The organism is Mesorhizobium sp. M1C.F.Ca.ET.210.01.1.1 (assembly GCF_004791585.1).
In the GTDB taxonomy this organism is placed as follows: Bacteria; Pseudomonadota; Alphaproteobacteria; order Rhizobiales; family Rhizobiaceae; genus Mesorhizobium.
The window spans coordinates 175,751-190,449 of the sequence record NZ_SRUU01000008.1 but is presented as its reverse complement, the minus strand read 5'-3'; the positions used below and the strand labels follow the sequence as shown (position 1 = coordinate 190,449).

General features: G+C 64.1%; 14 protein-coding genes and 2 tRNA genes. 6 read left to right on the top strand and 10 right to left on the bottom strand.

Annotated features, from left to right (window positions below):
* Positions 1 to 45: 45 nt before the first annotated feature.
* Together EN853_RS11910 and EN853_RS11905 are read left to right on the top strand one after the other, a co-directional pair.
* Positions 46 to 477, top strand: a complete 432-nt coding sequence (locus EN853_RS11910) for a L,D-transpeptidase (protein WP_127859838.1) — start codon at positions 46 to 48, stop codon at positions 475 to 477.
* Between the two features lie 198 nt (positions 478 to 675).
* A complete protein-coding gene (locus EN853_RS11905) occupies positions 676 to 1,518 on the top strand; it encodes a hypothetical protein (RefSeq protein ID WP_127859839.1) in 843 nt (280 codons plus the stop codon).
* A 245-nt stretch (positions 1,519 to 1,763) separates the two neighbouring features.
* On the opposite strand, the gene EN853_RS11900 is transcribed toward EN853_RS11905, so the two are convergent.
* The 9 genes from EN853_RS11900 to EN853_RS11860 form a co-directional block, all read right to left on the bottom strand.
* Positions 1,764 to 2,753 (bottom strand): lipid A biosynthesis lauroyl acyltransferase, encoded by a 990-nt coding sequence (locus tag EN853_RS11900; RefSeq protein WP_127859840.1) that lies wholly within the window; start codon positions 2,751 to 2,753, stop codon positions 1,764 to 1,766.
* A 5-nt stretch (positions 2,754 to 2,758) separates the two neighbouring features.
* Complete coding sequence (locus EN853_RS11895; protein WP_127859841.1) at positions 2,759 to 3,787, bottom strand: zinc-binding dehydrogenase; 1,029 nt, start codon at positions 3,785 to 3,787, stop codon at positions 2,759 to 2,761.
* Between the two features lie 38 nt (positions 3,788 to 3,825).
* The gene (locus tag EN853_RS11890; protein WP_127859842.1) at positions 3,826 to 5,097 is read right to left on the bottom strand and encodes a beta-ketoacyl-ACP synthase; all 1,272 of its coding nucleotides are present in this window, start codon (positions 5,095 to 5,097) and stop codon (positions 3,826 to 3,828) included.
* 20 nt (positions 5,098 to 5,117) lie between these two features.
* On the bottom strand, positions 5,118 to 6,305 hold the full coding sequence (locus tag EN853_RS11885; RefSeq protein ID WP_127859843.1) for a beta-ketoacyl-ACP synthase: 1,188 nt from the start codon (positions 6,303 to 6,305) through the stop codon (positions 5,118 to 5,120).
* 55 nt (positions 6,306 to 6,360) lie between these two features.
* Positions 6,361 to 6,642 carry an acyl carrier protein gene (locus tag EN853_RS11880; protein ID WP_027167184.1) on the bottom strand — a complete coding sequence of 94 codons (282 nt, stop codon included), beginning with the start codon at positions 6,640 to 6,642 and terminating at the stop codon, positions 6,361 to 6,363.
* Between the two features lie 235 nt (positions 6,643 to 6,877).
* Positions 6,878 to 8,023, bottom strand: a complete 1,146-nt coding sequence (locus tag EN853_RS11875) for a slipin family protein (RefSeq protein WP_127859844.1) — start codon at positions 8,021 to 8,023, stop codon at positions 6,878 to 6,880.
* Between the two features lie 355 nt (positions 8,024 to 8,378).
* Positions 8,379 to 8,444 (bottom strand) — tRNA-Asn (locus EN853_RS11870).
* Between the two features lie 3 nt (positions 8,445 to 8,447).
* Positions 8,448 to 8,512, bottom strand: a tRNA-OTHER gene (locus EN853_RS11865).
* Between the two features lie 225 nt (positions 8,513 to 8,737).
* Complete coding sequence (locus tag EN853_RS11860; RefSeq protein WP_127859845.1) at positions 8,738 to 9,286, bottom strand: histidine phosphatase family protein; 549 nt, start codon at positions 9,284 to 9,286, stop codon at positions 8,738 to 8,740.
* A 155-nt stretch (positions 9,287 to 9,441) separates the two neighbouring features.
* On the opposite strand from EN853_RS11860, the gene EN853_RS11855 reads away from it, so the two are divergent.
* The 3 genes from EN853_RS11855 to EN853_RS11845 all read left to right on the top strand — a co-directional run bounded on the left by EN853_RS11855 (position 9,442) and on the right by EN853_RS11845 (position 13,142).
* A complete protein-coding gene (locus EN853_RS11855) occupies positions 9,442 to 10,392 on the top strand; it encodes an AEC family transporter (RefSeq protein WP_127859846.1) in 951 nt (316 codons plus the stop codon).
* Positions 10,393 to 10,562: 170 nt separating this feature from the next.
* Positions 10,563 to 12,020 (top strand): NAD-dependent succinate-semialdehyde dehydrogenase, encoded by a 1,458-nt coding sequence (locus EN853_RS11850; protein WP_127859847.1) that lies wholly within the window; start codon positions 10,563 to 10,565, stop codon positions 12,018 to 12,020.
* Between the two features lie 96 nt (positions 12,021 to 12,116).
* Positions 12,117 to 13,142, top strand: a complete 1,026-nt coding sequence (locus EN853_RS11845) for an aldose epimerase family protein (RefSeq protein WP_127859848.1) — start codon at positions 12,117 to 12,119, stop codon at positions 13,140 to 13,142.
* A gap of 32 nt (positions 13,143 to 13,174) precedes the next feature.
* Here the strand turns inward: EN853_RS11845 and EN853_RS11840 are convergent, their stop codons facing one another.
* Complete coding sequence (locus EN853_RS11840) at positions 13,175 to 14,095, bottom strand: sugar kinase (protein WP_127859849.1); 921 nt, start codon at positions 14,093 to 14,095, stop codon at positions 13,175 to 13,177.
* A 156-nt stretch (positions 14,096 to 14,251) separates the two neighbouring features.
* On the opposite strand from EN853_RS11840, the gene EN853_RS11835 reads away from it, so the two are divergent.
* Positions 14,252 to 14,695 (top strand): FixH family protein, encoded by a 444-nt coding sequence (locus tag EN853_RS11835; RefSeq protein WP_127859850.1) that lies wholly within the window; start codon positions 14,252 to 14,254, stop codon positions 14,693 to 14,695.
* Positions 14,696 to 14,699: the final 4 nt, after the last annotated feature.

Here is a 14,699-nt window from a genome sequence, read left to right as displayed (position 1 = left end):
AAAAAACCACGTGATGGCAAGGGGCAATCAGAGGGGTTTGATCGCATGAAAAAGTCCGTTCTCATGGCAGCCGTGCTGGCGACTACGTTGCTCGGCACATCGCTTGCAGGCCGAGCGGCCACGCTTGTGGCCAATATCGACGTTTCCACCCAGACGATGACCGTCAGCAAGTACGGCCAGGTGCTGTACCGCTGGAATGTGTCGACCGCGCGCAAGGGCTACTTCACACCGCGCGGCAGCTACCGGCCACAGTGGACGGCCCGGATGTGGTACTCGCGCAAATACGAGATGTCGCCGATGCCTTATTCGGTGTTCTTCCGTGGCGGCTACGCCATCCATGGCACCGGGGCCGTGAAGTATCTGGGACGTCCGGCCTCGCATGGCTGCGTGCGCCTGCACACGGCCAATGCCGCGACTTTCTACTCGATGGTCAGGGAAGTCGGCTTCGGTAACACGCGGATCGTCGTCACCGACTGAAATCGGACTCGAAGGGGTCGCCGATGGTGGCAGGCAGGACTTGTTGCCTGCGCGCCTGCCCCTCTTCGGGCGTTGCAGCAATGCCTCACATGCTTCGAAAAACAACGCCCTATACCATAAGAAACAGTGTTGAATCTGTTTTTCATGACACGGCAATGGTAAGTGCGAAGCGTTAATTCTGGCTGCTTGGGGACTATGATGTATCGATTTCTTTTGGGTGCTGCGATTGCGGCGACCGCAACTTCGGCTTTCGGCGCGGACGCGCCGGTTGTTCTGGACCAGGAACTCGCCCAACCGCATATATCCGGTTATGGGGAAGTTTATCTCGGCGGTATCTATTTCGCGACTCCCGGGGACGATGCAAACGGCACGACTGCCGGTGGCGCCGCTCGAATAAATTTCCCGATCGACGCCCGCTGGAACATCCAGACTGATGCGGTGATCGATTCGCTTTGGATCGAAGGCACGAACCTCTACAGCTACGGCGGCGCGATCCATGGCTACTGGCGTGATCCGAGCTCGTATGCCCTCGGCGGCTTTGCCACGATCACCGGATATGGCGGCGACGAGGGCCTCGGTGACGCAGGCCTTTACACTTTCACCGTCGGTCCCGAGGCACAGGCCTATTTTGGCAACGTGACGGTTTACGGGCAGGTCTATTACGGCCAGCTGCGGGCCAGCGGCGAGTCCGAACATTTCGACAATTGGGGCGGGCGTGGCGTCGTGCGGTATTTCGCGCAGGACGATCTGCGCTTCGACGGCGAACTCGGCTTCTCGCGCCTGTCCGGTTTTGGCGGTCATTTCGATACCTTCACGGCGGCACTGCAGGCTACCTATCGGTTCTCGGGGACTCCTTGGTCAGTGTTTGGCCGCTATCAGCTGGATCACCTGACCTTCTCGGAAGCTTCAGGCAGCGTGAACGTCCACAAATATGTGGTTGGCCTACGCGCAAGCTTCGGCTCCGACACGTTGCTCTCCGAGGATCGCAACGGTGCCACCATGGATACGTTCCGGCCGAATTTGACCATCCCCGCTCTCTGAGGAAGCGCAATTCAGAGCCGCGAGGAGCACTCCTCGCGGCTTTTTCATTGCGCATGGGACGCAAACTGGCAGCCGGAGCCGCCTCAAAGCAGATCAACCGTTGACCCAGACGGAAAACGGCTGAGCATTTTCGTCGAACTGCCTTAGAGCAGTTCAGCGTTTCACGGAATCGCCGAACCGCTCTAAGTATTTGTTTTTACGCAACTCCGGACGGAAAACCGTTACACACTTTTCCTGGAATTGCTCTAATTGACCTCTTTGGCCTGCCCACGCCGCTTGCGGCGGCGGCCGCTCATCTCCCAGCGCTTGTGGAACCACATCCACTGTCCGGGATCCTCGCGCACCCAGCGCTCTACGACGTCGGCGAGCAGCTGGGTGGTGGCGGGCACGTCGACGCTGCCGCCGTCCGTGCGCGGCAGAGCCAGTTTGTCTTCGATTTCGAGGCGGAAGCGGTTTCCCGGCAGCCTGGCGCAGCGGGCCGGGTAGACATCGCACTCATAGTGGCGGGCGAGCATGCCCAGCACAGGATTGCTCTGGCAGGGGCGACCGAAGAAAGTCGTCTCGACGCCATTCGTGAACTTCTGATCGACCAGCACGCCGATATTGCCGCCGTTTTCCAGGATGGAGGCAAGGGCGAAGGAAGCGCCGGTCGAGGAGGGCAGCAGGCCTCCCATCGTCGAACGGCGTGTCGAATGGATGTAGTCGGCGAGGTAAGGATTGTTCGGCGGACGGAACAGCGCCGTGATGTTCATACCGAAGGTGGCGGCCGCGACCGGTAGCAGCTCGAAATTGCCGAGATGGCCGGTGAACAGGATGTGCGGCTTCTTCTCGCCGGCGATCTCGACGAAATGATCGATGCCGCGGACCTCGACCCGGCCCGGCTTGGCGGCATTCGGGTCGAAATCGAAGAGAGCGTCGAGGAAAATATACTCGGCGGCGAGGCGGGCCATGTTGCCCCACATGTCCGATGCGATGGCCTCGATCTCGGCATCGCTCTTTTCCGGATAGGCAAGGCGCAGATTGTTGACGGCCACACGATGCCGCCCGACCAGAGGACCGATGCGGCGGGCGACGCGGTCGGCGAAGTTGAGCGCCCGGTCGGGCGGCAGGAGGCGCAGGAGCCAGATCATCGACATGGCAAGCCGCGCGACCAGCCAGTGCTCCATCTGGCGCAGCCGCCGGCCATAGCGGAACACGAAGTCCCGGCGGGCTTTCTTGAGCACCTTGCCGACCATTCGCGTCAGGAAACGCGCAGGATGATCTTGCCGAAGACGTCGCGGCCTTCCATGCGCTTCAGCGCGGCGTCGATGTCGTCGAAGCCGACTTCGGTGTCGATGACCGGGGCAACGAGGCCCGCCGCCATCTTCTGCATGGCGTTGGCCATGTTCTCCATGCGGCAGCCGAAGGAGCCGAGCAGCTTCAGCTGCTGCTGGAAAAGCTGCATCAAATTGATCTGGGTCGACACGCCGGATGTCGAGCCGCAGGTGACGAGACGGCCGCCACGCCTCAGGCACAGCATCGAGCCGGCGAAGGTGTCGGCGCCGACATGCTCGAAGACGACATCGACGCCCTTCTTCTTGGTCAGCTTGCGCACCACGCCTTCGAAGCGGTCCTCGCGGTAGTTGATGACATGGTCGGCGCCCAGCGCCTTGGCCTTGTCGATCTTGTCGTTCGAGCCGACCGTGGTGATGACCGTGCAGCCCATGCGCTTCGCCAATTGAATCGCGGCAGTGCCAATTCCGGAGCCACCGGCATGGACGAGGATGGTCTCGCCCGGTTCCAGTCTCGCATTGTCGAACAGCATGTGCTCGACCGTGCCGAAGGTGACGGGGGCGACCGCCGCGCCGATCTCGGTGACGCCGGGCGGGGCAGGCACCAGCAGGCGGGCCGGCAGGTTGATCTTCTCCTGCGCGAAGCCGTCCAGATGGAAGCCGTGGACGCCGGAGACATGCTCGCAGAGATTGTCGCGGCCCTCACGGCAGGCGCGGCAAAGCCCGCAGGTGCGCGCGCCGTAGATCGACACCAATTGCCCCGGCAGCAGGTTGGAAACGCCAGGCCCGACCGCCTCGACCTCGCCAGAGGCTTCGGCGCCGACGACCAGCGGCAGCTTGCGTTTGGCGAAAGCCATGCCGCGCCAGCCCCAGACGTCGATATGGTTGAGCGCCACCGCCTTGATGCGGAGCGTCACTTCGCCCAATGAAGGCGGCGGGGGAGGCGGCAGGTCCACCGTTTCAAGGCGGCGGTCCTCGATAAGTTGCAATGCGCGCATTTGGCCTGTCGGTGCTGTGGAAGCGGAAAAACGTCCGCTTAGACCGGTTCCCGCGCCATGACAAGGCAGGTGTTCTGGCCGCCGAAGCCGAAGGAGTTCGACAGAACCGTGCCGACTTCGGCATTGCGCTTCTTGTTCGGCACGACGTCGAGCACGATCGCCGGGTCGGGATTGTCGTAGTTGATCGTCGGCGGGATGACGCTTTCGCGCATCGTCATCAGCGAGAACGCGGCTTCGACCGCGCCTGCGGCCGACAGCGTGTGGCCGATCATCGACTTGTTGGACGAGATCGGCATCGAGCCGATCCGCTCGCCGAACACCGTCGACAGCGACAGATGCTCCATCTTGTCGTTTTCCGGCGTCGAGGTGCCGTGCGCGTTGACGTAGTCGATCTCGTCTTCGCCCAAGCCTGCATCGGCAAGCGCGGCGCGCACGGCGGCGATAGCCGGAGAGCCGTCGGGCTTGGAGCGGGTGCGATGGAAGTCGTCGGCCTTTTCGCCACAACCGCGCATGATACCGAGGACCGTCGCGCCGCGGGCAAGGGCCGCTTCAAGCGATTCCAGCACCAGCGCGCCGGAGCCTTCGGCGAGTACGAAGCCGTCACGGTCCTTGGAGAAGGGTTTTGACGCTTTTTCGGGAATATCGTTGTGGGTGGAGAGCGCCGAGAGCAGCGAGAACCGGATCAGCGCCTCGGCCGTCGCGGAACCGTCGGCGCCGATCGACAGCGCCTTGTCGCATTCGCCGCGACGGATCGCCTCGACGCCGAGCTGGATGGCAGTAGCGCCGGAGGCACAGGCCGTCGAGAGCGTGATCGGCAGGCCGCGCGTGCCAAAGCGATCAGCCAGGCGGTCGGCGATCGAGCCGAACTGGGTGGTCTCGAAGATGTCGAGCTCCTTCACCGCGCGGGCGACGCGCAGCAATCTCTCGGAACCGCCATCCTTCTTGTCGGAATTGTAGAGCGAGAAGCGGTCGGCCCAGTCGAGCTCCACCGGCGGCGAGGCCAAGAACAGCGGTCCGCCGAAATCGCCGGAATCGAGGCCAGCTTCCGAGACTGCTTCCTGAGCCGCGGTTTCTGCCAGCTCGTAGGTGAGGGGGCTGGCGCCCTTGGAGCTCGACGGCAGGAAATCGACCATGCCGGAAATGCGGGTGTTCAGGTGATCGACCGGAAAGCGGGTGATCGGATGGATGCCGGACTTGCCCGAGGTCAGCGCCGCCCAGTTGTCGGCCTTGCCGACGCCGAGCGAGGTCACCACGCCGATGCCGGTCACGGCGACGATCGGCCTGCCCATGTGATCGCGGAGATTGGCCATGTTTGTTGTCTGCCTTCGCTCTAAGCGGCTTTGATAAGCCCAAGGCCTTCGAATTGGTGATAGCCGATTGCGGTTGCAAGGACGGTCTCGGCGGCGCCCTCGAATTGCCGCTCCACCGTTGCATCGAAAGCGGGGTAGCCGGCCTTTCGGTCGACGGCGAGGGCCGCCAGCGCAACGGCGAACGGAAACTGCGCTTCCTTCATGTGGCCGGTCAGCGTCGAGAAGGCGCGCACGGCAAGCGCCGGATTTGCGTCGAGCGCCGCCTTTTCGGCCGCCGTGGCGGCATGCGCGCCGGAGGCCCCGGAAATCGTCAGCAATTCACCGGCGGGCAGCGCCGCCTGCTTCAGCAGCATGGCGATCTCGGCATCCAACTCGCCGCGCCGGCGCCTGGCACGGCCGGAAATCACCGGGCCAAGTTCGGCGTAGACCTTGCGCCCGCGGCTCTGCGCATGCTCGCGCTGCTCCAGCACCAGGAAGGCGCCGCCGGAGCCGGTCACCACGCCGCCGCCTTCGCTGCCTTGACGCTGCCAGACCGGCTTCCAGGGCCCGCGATGCAGGTAGCCGGCAAGCTCGTAGCCGAGCAGCATGTCGGAATGCTCGGTCTGGAACGCACCGCCGACCAGCACATGCGTCGACTGGCCGGAGCGGATGCGCGCGGCCGCGGTCTCGACGGCGGATACGCCGGCGCCCTCCTCGCCCATGAAGGTGCGGGACGAGCCGGTGACCTTGTGCACGATCGAGATGTTGCCGGCGAGCAGGTTGGAAAGCTGGGCCAGGAACAGCGTCGGCCGCAATTCCGTGGTCAGCTTCTCGTTGAGCAGCACGTCGCGGTCGTTGCGGCTTTCCGAGGCGGCGAGGATCGCGCTGTCGACGGCCTCGTCGCGCTCGCCGCCGCCGGCGGCCACCACCATGTCCATGGTCGCGCAGAGCTCGTCATTGCCCTTGATACCGGCATCGTCCAGCGCAAGGCCGGCAACATAGGTGCCAAGCCGCTGCCAGGTTTCCATCTGGCGCTGGTCGCCACGCTTGGCGATCTGCAGGTTCCAGTCGATCTCGGGCAGGGGGTGGATGGTGTAAGGAGCGAAGCGGGTCGCATCGAGCACCGGCTCAACGCCGAGCCTGGTCAGCTTCTGCCAATGCGCATCCGGACCCTCTCCCAGTGAAGAGACAAGGCCGATGCCGGTGATGACGACGTCGTGGGAACTCATGGGCGGCTGTTCTGGGTCAGCAGGCAGGGCGCGTCAAGGCCGCGCCCGAACAGTCTCAGGCCGCCTTGGCCGCGACCAGCGCGTCGATCTTGGCGCACAGGTTCTTCATGACGAAGTAGTCGTCGGTCGAGGCCTTGCCGTCATTGACCTCCTGCGTCCATTTCTCCAGCGGCACCTTGATGCCGAATTCCTTGTCGATGGCAAAGACGATGTCGAGGAAATCGAGGCTGTCGATGCCGAGATCGTCGATGGTGTGGCTTTCGGGCGTGATGGTGTCGATATCGATCTCGCTGGTGTCGGCAATGATCTTGGCGACTTTCTCGAATGTGGTGGACAAGGGCTCTTCCTTCGGTTGCGGGCGGAATCTGTCCGCATCTTGTTTGGGCGCTGTCTAATCGGTTTTTCCGGGTAGGAAAAGGCCTGATAAGCCCGGTGCAGATGGGATGCTGGCTTTCGAAACGCAAGAAGGGCCGCCGGTTGGCTCGGCGGCCCTTCCCATTTGACGCATGTCAGCCTTTGTTTCGATGCATGTCGTTTGTTCCAAAACCGGAACCACTTTTGGGCGACATGCATCAGCCTTCGCGAAGCTTGACCAGGTCGTTGAGCAGCCCGCCCGTTCCGTTGTGGACGGTCAGGCGCTCGACCTTGCCGGCGATGGCCTCAAGAGCCTCGAGCTCCTTCAGCCGCAGCATCACCGGGTTCTCGGCCATCACCCTGGCCGTGTTGAGCAGCGAACGCGTGGCGTTCGTCTCCTCGCGGCGACGGATGACGTTAGCCTCGGCCTGCTTCTCGGCCGAAACCACCTGGTTGAGGATCTCGCGCATATCGCCCGGCAGGATGACATCCTTGAGCGCGATATCGCTGACCTCGACGCCGATCGCGGCCATGTCGGCACGCACCTTGGCCGCCGCGTCCTCATCGACCGTCACCTTCTTGTCGAGGATCTGGTCGAGGGTGAGGGCGCCAAGCGTCTTGCGGAAGGCATACTGCAGGGCGCGGTAGAGGGCTTCCGAGAAGTCCTTCACCGTGCTCACCGCCGTCACCGGATCGACGATCCGGTATTCGGCGGCGATGTTGACGCGGATCGTCACGCGATCCCTGGTCAGCACTTCCTGCCCGGCGACATCGAGCGACTGGCGCTTGAGGTCGACGACCTTCACCTGGACCATGCGTCCGACATTCCAGAAGGCGTGCACGCCCGCCGCAAGCGTGCGGGTGTAGACGCCGTCCACGAACAGCAGCCCGACCTGGCCGTCCACGACCGGATGCAGGAACACGTGTTCCGTCTTCCGGGCCTGGCCGATCCGGCGCATCAATGCCGGATCGACGGCGAGATCGGCCGCCGTGTCGACAGACGTCACCTTCCAGGGGCCGGCATCCGTCCACAGCACGAGCTTGCGGTCCGGAGTGAGAACGGCATGGAGCGCGCCATCGCGCTCGATGACGGCAACGTCGGTGCGCCCGGTGCGAACGACGGTGAAGTGACGCGCAGCCACATCCGGGAGCTTGTCGAACAACGCCTTCTCGTAAGCCGAAACGAATTCCGGGTTCTTCAGGTCGTGCCTGGAGATTTCCAGGTTGCCGCGCCGGTTGGCGAGCCAATGCTCGCCCGGCATCAGGACAGCCTGGATCTCGCCCTTGTAGAGGGCGACGGCACGCTCATTTTCCTTCACGAGGACGCGCTGGCGTCCAAGAAGCTTTTCGAGAATGGTCCTCATTGTCTTCACTCCTGTCGGGCATGGCCCCATGCGAGGCGTCACGTCATGCGTCGATCGTCCTTTCGTTTCTCGTTTCATCTCCCGGCACGAATGATCCGGAGACCGGTGGCATCGCCAAGCGGCGGGCCTTCGGGAGCGGATCGCGGGGCGGCGACGCGGGTGCCGGAGGCCTAAGCCTCCCTTGCCGGCATTGCCGCGCCTTGATCATCACCGCGGGCCTGGCCGCGAGCCGATGGCGCAGGACATCGCGCGCCGGCGAGGTCGAAGCCCTGCCGTCCGTGAAGTTCTCGCATTCCGGTCCCCGGACCGTTTTTGGATAACACCGTAAAAGGGTGCCTTGGCTTATCAGGCCAAATGGAGAAGGATTCGAACCTTCGGCCGTCAGATTAACAGTCTGATGCTCTACCCAACTGAGCTATCCGTGTGGTGGGTGTGGGAATCGAACCCTGCCTCCGGAGCCAAATCCGGCGCTCTCCATGAGCTACACCCGCAAGTCCCAACACTCCGAAACGGCGCCGTACACAGTGCGGCAAAGCCGTCTGCGCGGGCGGAGACGAAAGCTCCAACCGTTGTGCTCGCTTCGGTTTTCGTGACCGGGAGCGCGCCTATAGACCCTGCGACGGGTTGTCGCAAGCGGCATTGTTGCGGCGGACTTGCGGCTTCTTCCGGCTGTGGCATTTCAGCCACAGCACTGGGCCGTTCAGACCGACGCCGTCAGAAGGTGACGCGGCCGAGCACCTTGAGGCCGTCGCCATCCGGCGCCACGACCACCGCCTCGCCCTCCCGGGGTGCGACGCCGGTGAGGGCCACGATGTTTTCCAGATGCGTGACCAGCACCAAATTGTCGGAACCGGAATAGTTCCGGATCTCCTTCAGGACGGCCGCCATCTGAGCGGCCTTCTGATTGGGATCGGTCTTGAGCAGATCGAGCGGCGCGAACGGTTCCGGTTCGGCCTCGAAGGCGATGCGGGCGGTGTCGAGGCAGCGGCAGTAGCGGCTGGACAGCACGCGCTCGATCGGCGCCGCGCGCGCCGCGAAGAGGGCGCCGATGCGGCTTGACTGCTGCTTGCCGCGCTCCGAAAGGTTGAGCTGAGTGGCGCAATTGGCGATGTCGAAATTCGCCGGATCGGTCGCCCCGGTGACGAAGGCGTGGCGAAGCAGCACCACACGGCCGCCATCGCGCAGCAGCGCCCAACCCGCGTCGGTCGCGTGGGCGAGGGTCGAAACGGCAAGCAGGAAAAGCGCCAGGGCAAGTCGCAGCATCAGAAGTCCCTATGGCGGCCGGAGAGGCCCGGGCCACGTTTGGCATATAGGGATCGCAAAGCGTGCCGAAAGACAAGCTGAGGACCGCCGGGTAGGCGGCAAGCGGTTCCGTTGGCCGATTGCACGACAGTCGGGGCTCGCCTATCACGGGAAAAATGTCTCCGCTTATCGAAACCGTCCTCTTCGTCTTCAGTCTCGTCGCGCTCGGCTATCTCGCCGGGTTCACCGGCTATCTGAAACCGGCGAGCGGCGAGGGCATATCCGAATTCGCCGTCAACGTGGCGATGCCGCTGCTGCTCTTCCAGACCATGGTGAAGTCGGATTTCCATGGCGTGGCCCCTTGGTCGCTGTGGGGCGCCTATTTCTGCGCGGTCGCCTTTACGTGGGCTTGCGGCCATCTGGTCATGACGCGCATCTTCGGCCGTGACGCCCGCGCCGGCATCGTCGGCGGCGTGTCGTCGGCCTATTCCAATGTGGTGCTGCTCGGCGCGCCGTTCATCCTCGGCATATTCGGCCAGAACGGCTTCGAGGTGCTGTCGCTGCTGGTCTCGGTTCACCTGCCGATCATGATGATGGCCTCGATCGTGCTGTTCGAGATGTTCGGCCGTAGCGGCGGCGAGCCGATGCATCCGCTGCGCGTCGTCCAGAATTTTCTCAGGCGGCTGTTCGTCAATCCGCTGATCATCGGCATCCTGACGGGGCTTGCGTGGCGCATTGCCGGCACGCCGCTGCCGGACCTAATCGAAAGGCTTGTCGACGCCCTGGCCGCCACCGCCGGACCGGTGGCGCTGTTTGCCATGGGGCTGAGCCTGCGCCGTTTCGGCATATCCGGCAATGTCCGGCCGGCGCTCGCGCTGTCGGTGCTCAAGCTCTTCCTGATGCCGGCGCTTGTTCTGCTCTTGGTCTGGCTGCTCGGCCTGCCGCCGCTGACGGCAAAGGTGGCGGTGGTGGTTGCCGCGCTGCCTTCCGGCATCAATTCCTATCTCATCGCCGTCCAGTTCAACACCGGCCAGGCGTTGGCGTCGAACCAGATGACGATCGCGACGGCGAGCGCGGTACTCACCACGTCCTTCTGGCTGACGGTGGTTCTGCACGTATTTGGTTAGAGGCCGTCAGCCTCCGCGACTCTCGCCTTTGCTGGCCCAACCCCTATATGCCATCTTGTGATTGCTTGCCGGGCTTTCGCTAGGTAAGAGCAATGCGCCAGCGTGCGGCCATGCACGCCATCGAACATCCAGAAAAACGGCCGATCAGCGCGCCGAACGGAGGCCAAACCATGCTTCAGAAAACCAGCCATTTCATGCGCCAGGCCAATCTCATCAACGGCGAATGGGTGCAGGCCGACAGCGGCCAGACCGTCGACGTCAACAATCCCGCAACGGGCCTCAAAATCGGCACCGTGCCGAAGGCCGGCAAGACCGAGACCCGCCGCGCCATCGAAGCCGCCGAGGAAGCCTTCAAGAGCTGGCGCAAGACCACCGCGCTCGAGCGCTCGAAGCTCTTGCGCAAGCTGCACGACGCGATGATGGACAATCAGGATGTGCTGGCCGAGCTGCTGACCATCGAGCAGGGCAAGTCGCTGTTCGAATCCAAGGGCGAGATCGGCTCGGCAGCGAGCTACATACTGTGGTTCGCCGAGGAAGGCCGCCGCACCTATGGCGATATCGTGCCGTCGCCCTGGGGCGACCGCCGCATCCTGGTGACCAAGGAGCCGGTCGGCGTCATCGCCGCCATCACGCCGTGGAATTTTCCGTCCTCGATGCTCGCGCGCAAGCTCGGGCCGGCGCTGGCCGCAGGCTGCACCGCCGTGGTCAAGCCGGCTTCGCAGACGCCTTACTCCGGCCTCGCCTGGGGCGCGCTTGCCGAGGAGGTGGGCTTCCCCAAGGGCGTCATCAACATCCTGACCGGCTCGGCCGGCGAGATCGGCGACGAGATCTGCGCCAATCCGCTGGTCAAGAAGATCACCTTCACCGGCTCGACCGAGGTCGGCAAGATCCTGATCCAGAAGTCGTCGGTGACCGTCAAGAAAGTGTCGATGGAGCTCGGCGGCAACGCGCCGTTCCTGGTCTTCGACGATGCCGACATCGACCGCGCCGTCACCGGCGCCATTACAGCGAAGTACCGCAATTCCGGCCAGACCTGCGTCTGCACCAACCGCTTCCTCGTCCAGGCGGGCGTCTATGACAAGTTCGTCGAGAAGCTCGCGGCCGCCAGCAACAACCTCAAGGTGGGTTCCGGCCTGGAAGAAGGCGTGCAGCAGGGGCCGCTGATCGACGAGAAGGCGGTCGAGAAGGTCGAGGAACTGATCGCCGATGCGGCGTCGAAGGGCGGCAAGGTCGTCGCGGGCGGCAAGCGCCATGCGCTTGGCGGCTCGTTCTTCCAGCCGACCGTCATCTCCAATGCGACGCCGAATATGCGCTTCATGAAGGAAGAGATTTTCGGGCCGGTCGCCCCCGTGTTCAAATTCGAGACCGAGGAAGAAGCGATCGCTTTGGCCAACGACACCGAGTTCGGCCTCGCCTGCTATTTCTATACCGGCGATCTCGGCCGCGCCTTCCGCGTGATGGAAGGGCTGAAGTATGGCATGGTCGGCGTCAATGAAGGCCTGATCACCACGCCCGAGGCGCCGTTCGGCGGCGTCAAGGAATCCGGCCTCGGCAAGGAAGGCGGACACCAGGGCATCGAGGACTATCTCGACACCAAATATGTCTGCATCGGCGGCCTCGGCCTCTGACTGTTTCCATGGAGCAGGGCAGGCGCCTCGCCTGCCCTTGCCGGACGAGGCGCAGCCGGCCTAAATCCACGGATCAATGAACTGACGGTTTTGGGCATGGCGATGAAGGACGGCGAGGTCTTCGGCACGACGCAGGCGGGCGAGCCGGTTCGCCGTTTCACCATCCGTGGCGGCGGCCTCACCGCCAACATCATCGGGCTCGGCGCGATCGTCCAGGACCTGCGGCTCACCGGCCACGACGCGCCGCTGGTGCTGGGCTACGAGCGGTTCGAACCCTATGAGACCGATCGCGCCTTTTTCGGCGCCGTCGTCGGCCGCTTCGCCAACCGTATCGGCAATGGTCGCTTCACCATCGCCGGCAAGCGTTACCAGACGGAACCCAATTTCCTTGGCAAGCACACGCTGCATGGCGGCTCGGAAGGTTATTTCCACCGTCCGTGGACGGTCTCGCTGCATGGCCGCGATTTCGTGACGCTGACGCTGCACGATCCCGACGGCACGATGGGCTTTCCAGGCGCACTCGACGTCACCTGCACCTACCGGCTGAAGATCCCCGGCACGCTCAGCATGGAACTGACCGCGACCTGCGAGGAGCCGACGCTGTGCAACTTGGCGCAGCACTCCTACTTCAATCTCGACGATGGCGGCGCCGGCGACATCCTCGACCACCGGCTGATGCTCAATGCCGGCGCATACACACCCGTCGATGGCGAGATGATCCCGACTGGCGTGGTGAAGCCGGTCGACGGCACGCCTTATGACTTCCGACAGGCACGGCCGCTGCGCATGGAGACGGAAGGCGAGCAGCTTCCCTACGATGTGAATTTCTGCCTCGCCTCCAGCCGCGGACCGCTTCACCAGGCGGCCTGGGTGCAAGGCGCCAATTCGGGCGTCGAGATGGAAGTCTGGACGACGGAGCCCGGCTTGCAGCTCTATATCGGCCAGTATGTAGCGCCGTCGTCGCCCGGGCTGGACGGCCGCCGCTACAAGCCGTTCTCCGGTTTCTGCCTCGAAGCGCAGGCCTGGCCGGACGCGCCGAACCGGCCTTATTTCCCGCAAGCCACGCTGTGGCCGGGCCAGATCTACCATCAGGTGACGGAGTACAGATTCCGGTTGCCGTAGCGCCGATCAATGGCTTGGCAAGGGCGCCTGATCTAGATGTCGAATGCCCCCCGTAGCGTCTCGAATGGCGCTAGCGCGCCGCGAACCTGGACCACTGCGGCGGCGACGCGATGTGCGCGCCGAGCCGCATCGGCAGGCGCATGGCCGGCGATGCGGGCGGCAAGATAGCCGCCGTTGAAAGAATCGCCAGCGCCTGTGGTGTCGACCGGCGCGGCGACATGGACGGCCCCAACGGTTTGCTGGGCACCGCTCGCGGCAATCAACGCCGGCTGCTCGCCATTCTTGACGACGACCTCGCCAACCAGCTTTCCAAGTCGCTCCGCGGTCGCTTCCGGCGTCGCGTCGCCGAACAGCATCTGCTCATCGGGAAAGGTCGGCAGGGCGATGTCGGTGACGGCGAGCGCCTCCAGGATCGCAGCCTGCGCCGTCTCGCGGCTCGGCCAGAGCCGGGGACGGTAGTTCGGATCGAAGGCAACCAGCGACCCTGCCGCGCGGGCTTTCGCGACCGCCTCGAGCAAGGTCTTGCGGGCGGGACCCTCCAGAATTGCCAGGGTGATTCCGGAAAAATAGACAAGCGCCTGGTTCTCAAGGCTTTTCGCCAGCGCCGCCGGGTCGGAAGCGAGCTGGCGCGCTGCTGCGTCGCTTCGCCAGTAGGTGAAGGCGCGCTCGGCTCCGGTGAGCGTGATGGCATAAAGGCCGGGCCTGGCGCCGGCTATGATCGGGCTGTTGCCGATGCCGATGCCGTTTTGAGCAAAGAAGTCGATCTGATCGCGCGAAAAGGGATCGTCGCCGAAGGCGGAGACATAGATCGCCGGCCGCTCCGGGCTCAGCGCATGCAGCGCCCATAGCGTGTTGAAGGTGTCGCCGGCAAAGCCCATGCGCCAGTTTGGGCCGCTCTGACCCGACAGTTCGAGCATGCATTCGCCGATCGAAGCGATACCGTTGGCAGCCATGCGGTGCTTTCCTCCTAAGAGTTTGTTGCTGTAGCTTTTTGCGGCCGGCAGCGCCATGCTTGGCTAAGGCCGAATTTTGCGCCAGAAGCGATTTCCCACAGGCGGGTCGGGATGCGGCACGCAGCCCATGACGTTATCAGCCGAAGAGGAACCGGTTTGGCATCGATATGGCGTTACATTCTTGCGGGTCTCGGTCTGGCTGCCCTGCTGGTGGGCATCCTGGCAGTCGTCTACCTGACGGCGCCGCACTCGGCGCCAGGTCCCGATACGGCGCGCTCGAAGAAGACGGCGAGCGGCCTGTTCGTGGCGAGTTTCGAGCCGGAGCGCGGCGTCATCCGGCAAGGCGAGCTGCAGTCCTGGCTGCTGACGCTGAAAACCGCCGCCGGCGCTCCGGTGGAGGGTGCGGCGATCACCGTTTCCGGCGGCATGCCGCAGCACAATCACGGCCTGCCGACCAGCCCGCAGGCAACCGACTATCTGGGCGAGGGGCGCTACCGCATCGACGGCGTCAAATTCACCATGAGCGGCTGGTGGCAGTTGCGCTTCGCCATCTCGGCGGCGGCGGGGTCCGATTCCGTCGTCTTCAACATCGTCTTGTGAGGGG

Excerpts from the sequence above, each read along its gene's own strand:
- EN853_RS11845 (WP_127859848.1), top strand. The coding sequence starts at position 12,117 with ATGGCGATGAAGGACGGCGAGGTCTTCGGCACGACGCAGGCGGGCGAG.
- EN853_RS11885 (WP_127859843.1), bottom strand. The coding sequence starts at position 6,305 with ATGAGTTCCCACGACGTCGTCATCACCGGCATCGGCCTTGTCTCTTCA.
- EN853_RS11895 (WP_127859841.1), bottom strand. The coding sequence starts at position 3,787 with ATGCGCGCATTGCAACTTATCGAGGACCGCCGCCTTGAAACGGTGGAC.
- EN853_RS11890 (WP_127859842.1), bottom strand. The coding sequence starts at position 5,097 with ATGGCCAATCTCCGCGATCACATGGGCAGGCCGATCGTCGCCGTGACC.
- EN853_RS11855 (WP_127859846.1), top strand. The coding sequence starts at position 9,442 with ATGTCTCCGCTTATCGAAACCGTCCTCTTCGTCTTCAGTCTCGTCGCG.
- EN853_RS11905 (WP_127859839.1), top strand. The coding sequence starts at position 676 with ATGTATCGATTTCTTTTGGGTGCTGCGATTGCGGCGACCGCAACTTCG.
- EN853_RS11850 (WP_127859847.1), top strand. The coding sequence starts at position 10,563 with ATGCTTCAGAAAACCAGCCATTTCATGCGCCAGGCCAATCTCATCAAC.
- EN853_RS11860 (WP_127859845.1), bottom strand. The coding sequence starts at position 9,286 with ATGCTGCGACTTGCCCTGGCGCTTTTCCTGCTTGCCGTTTCGACCCTC.
- EN853_RS11840 (WP_127859849.1), bottom strand. The coding sequence starts at position 14,095 with ATGGCTGCCAACGGTATCGCTTCGATCGGCGAATGCATGCTCGAACTG.
- EN853_RS11910 (WP_127859838.1), top strand. The coding sequence starts at position 46 with ATGAAAAAGTCCGTTCTCATGGCAGCCGTGCTGGCGACTACGTTGCTC.
- EN853_RS11875 (WP_127859844.1), bottom strand. The coding sequence starts at position 8,023 with ATGAGGACCATTCTCGAAAAGCTTCTTGGACGCCAGCGCGTCCTCGTG.
- EN853_RS11900 (WP_127859840.1), bottom strand. The coding sequence starts at position 2,753 with ATGGTCGGCAAGGTGCTCAAGAAAGCCCGCCGGGACTTCGTGTTCCGC.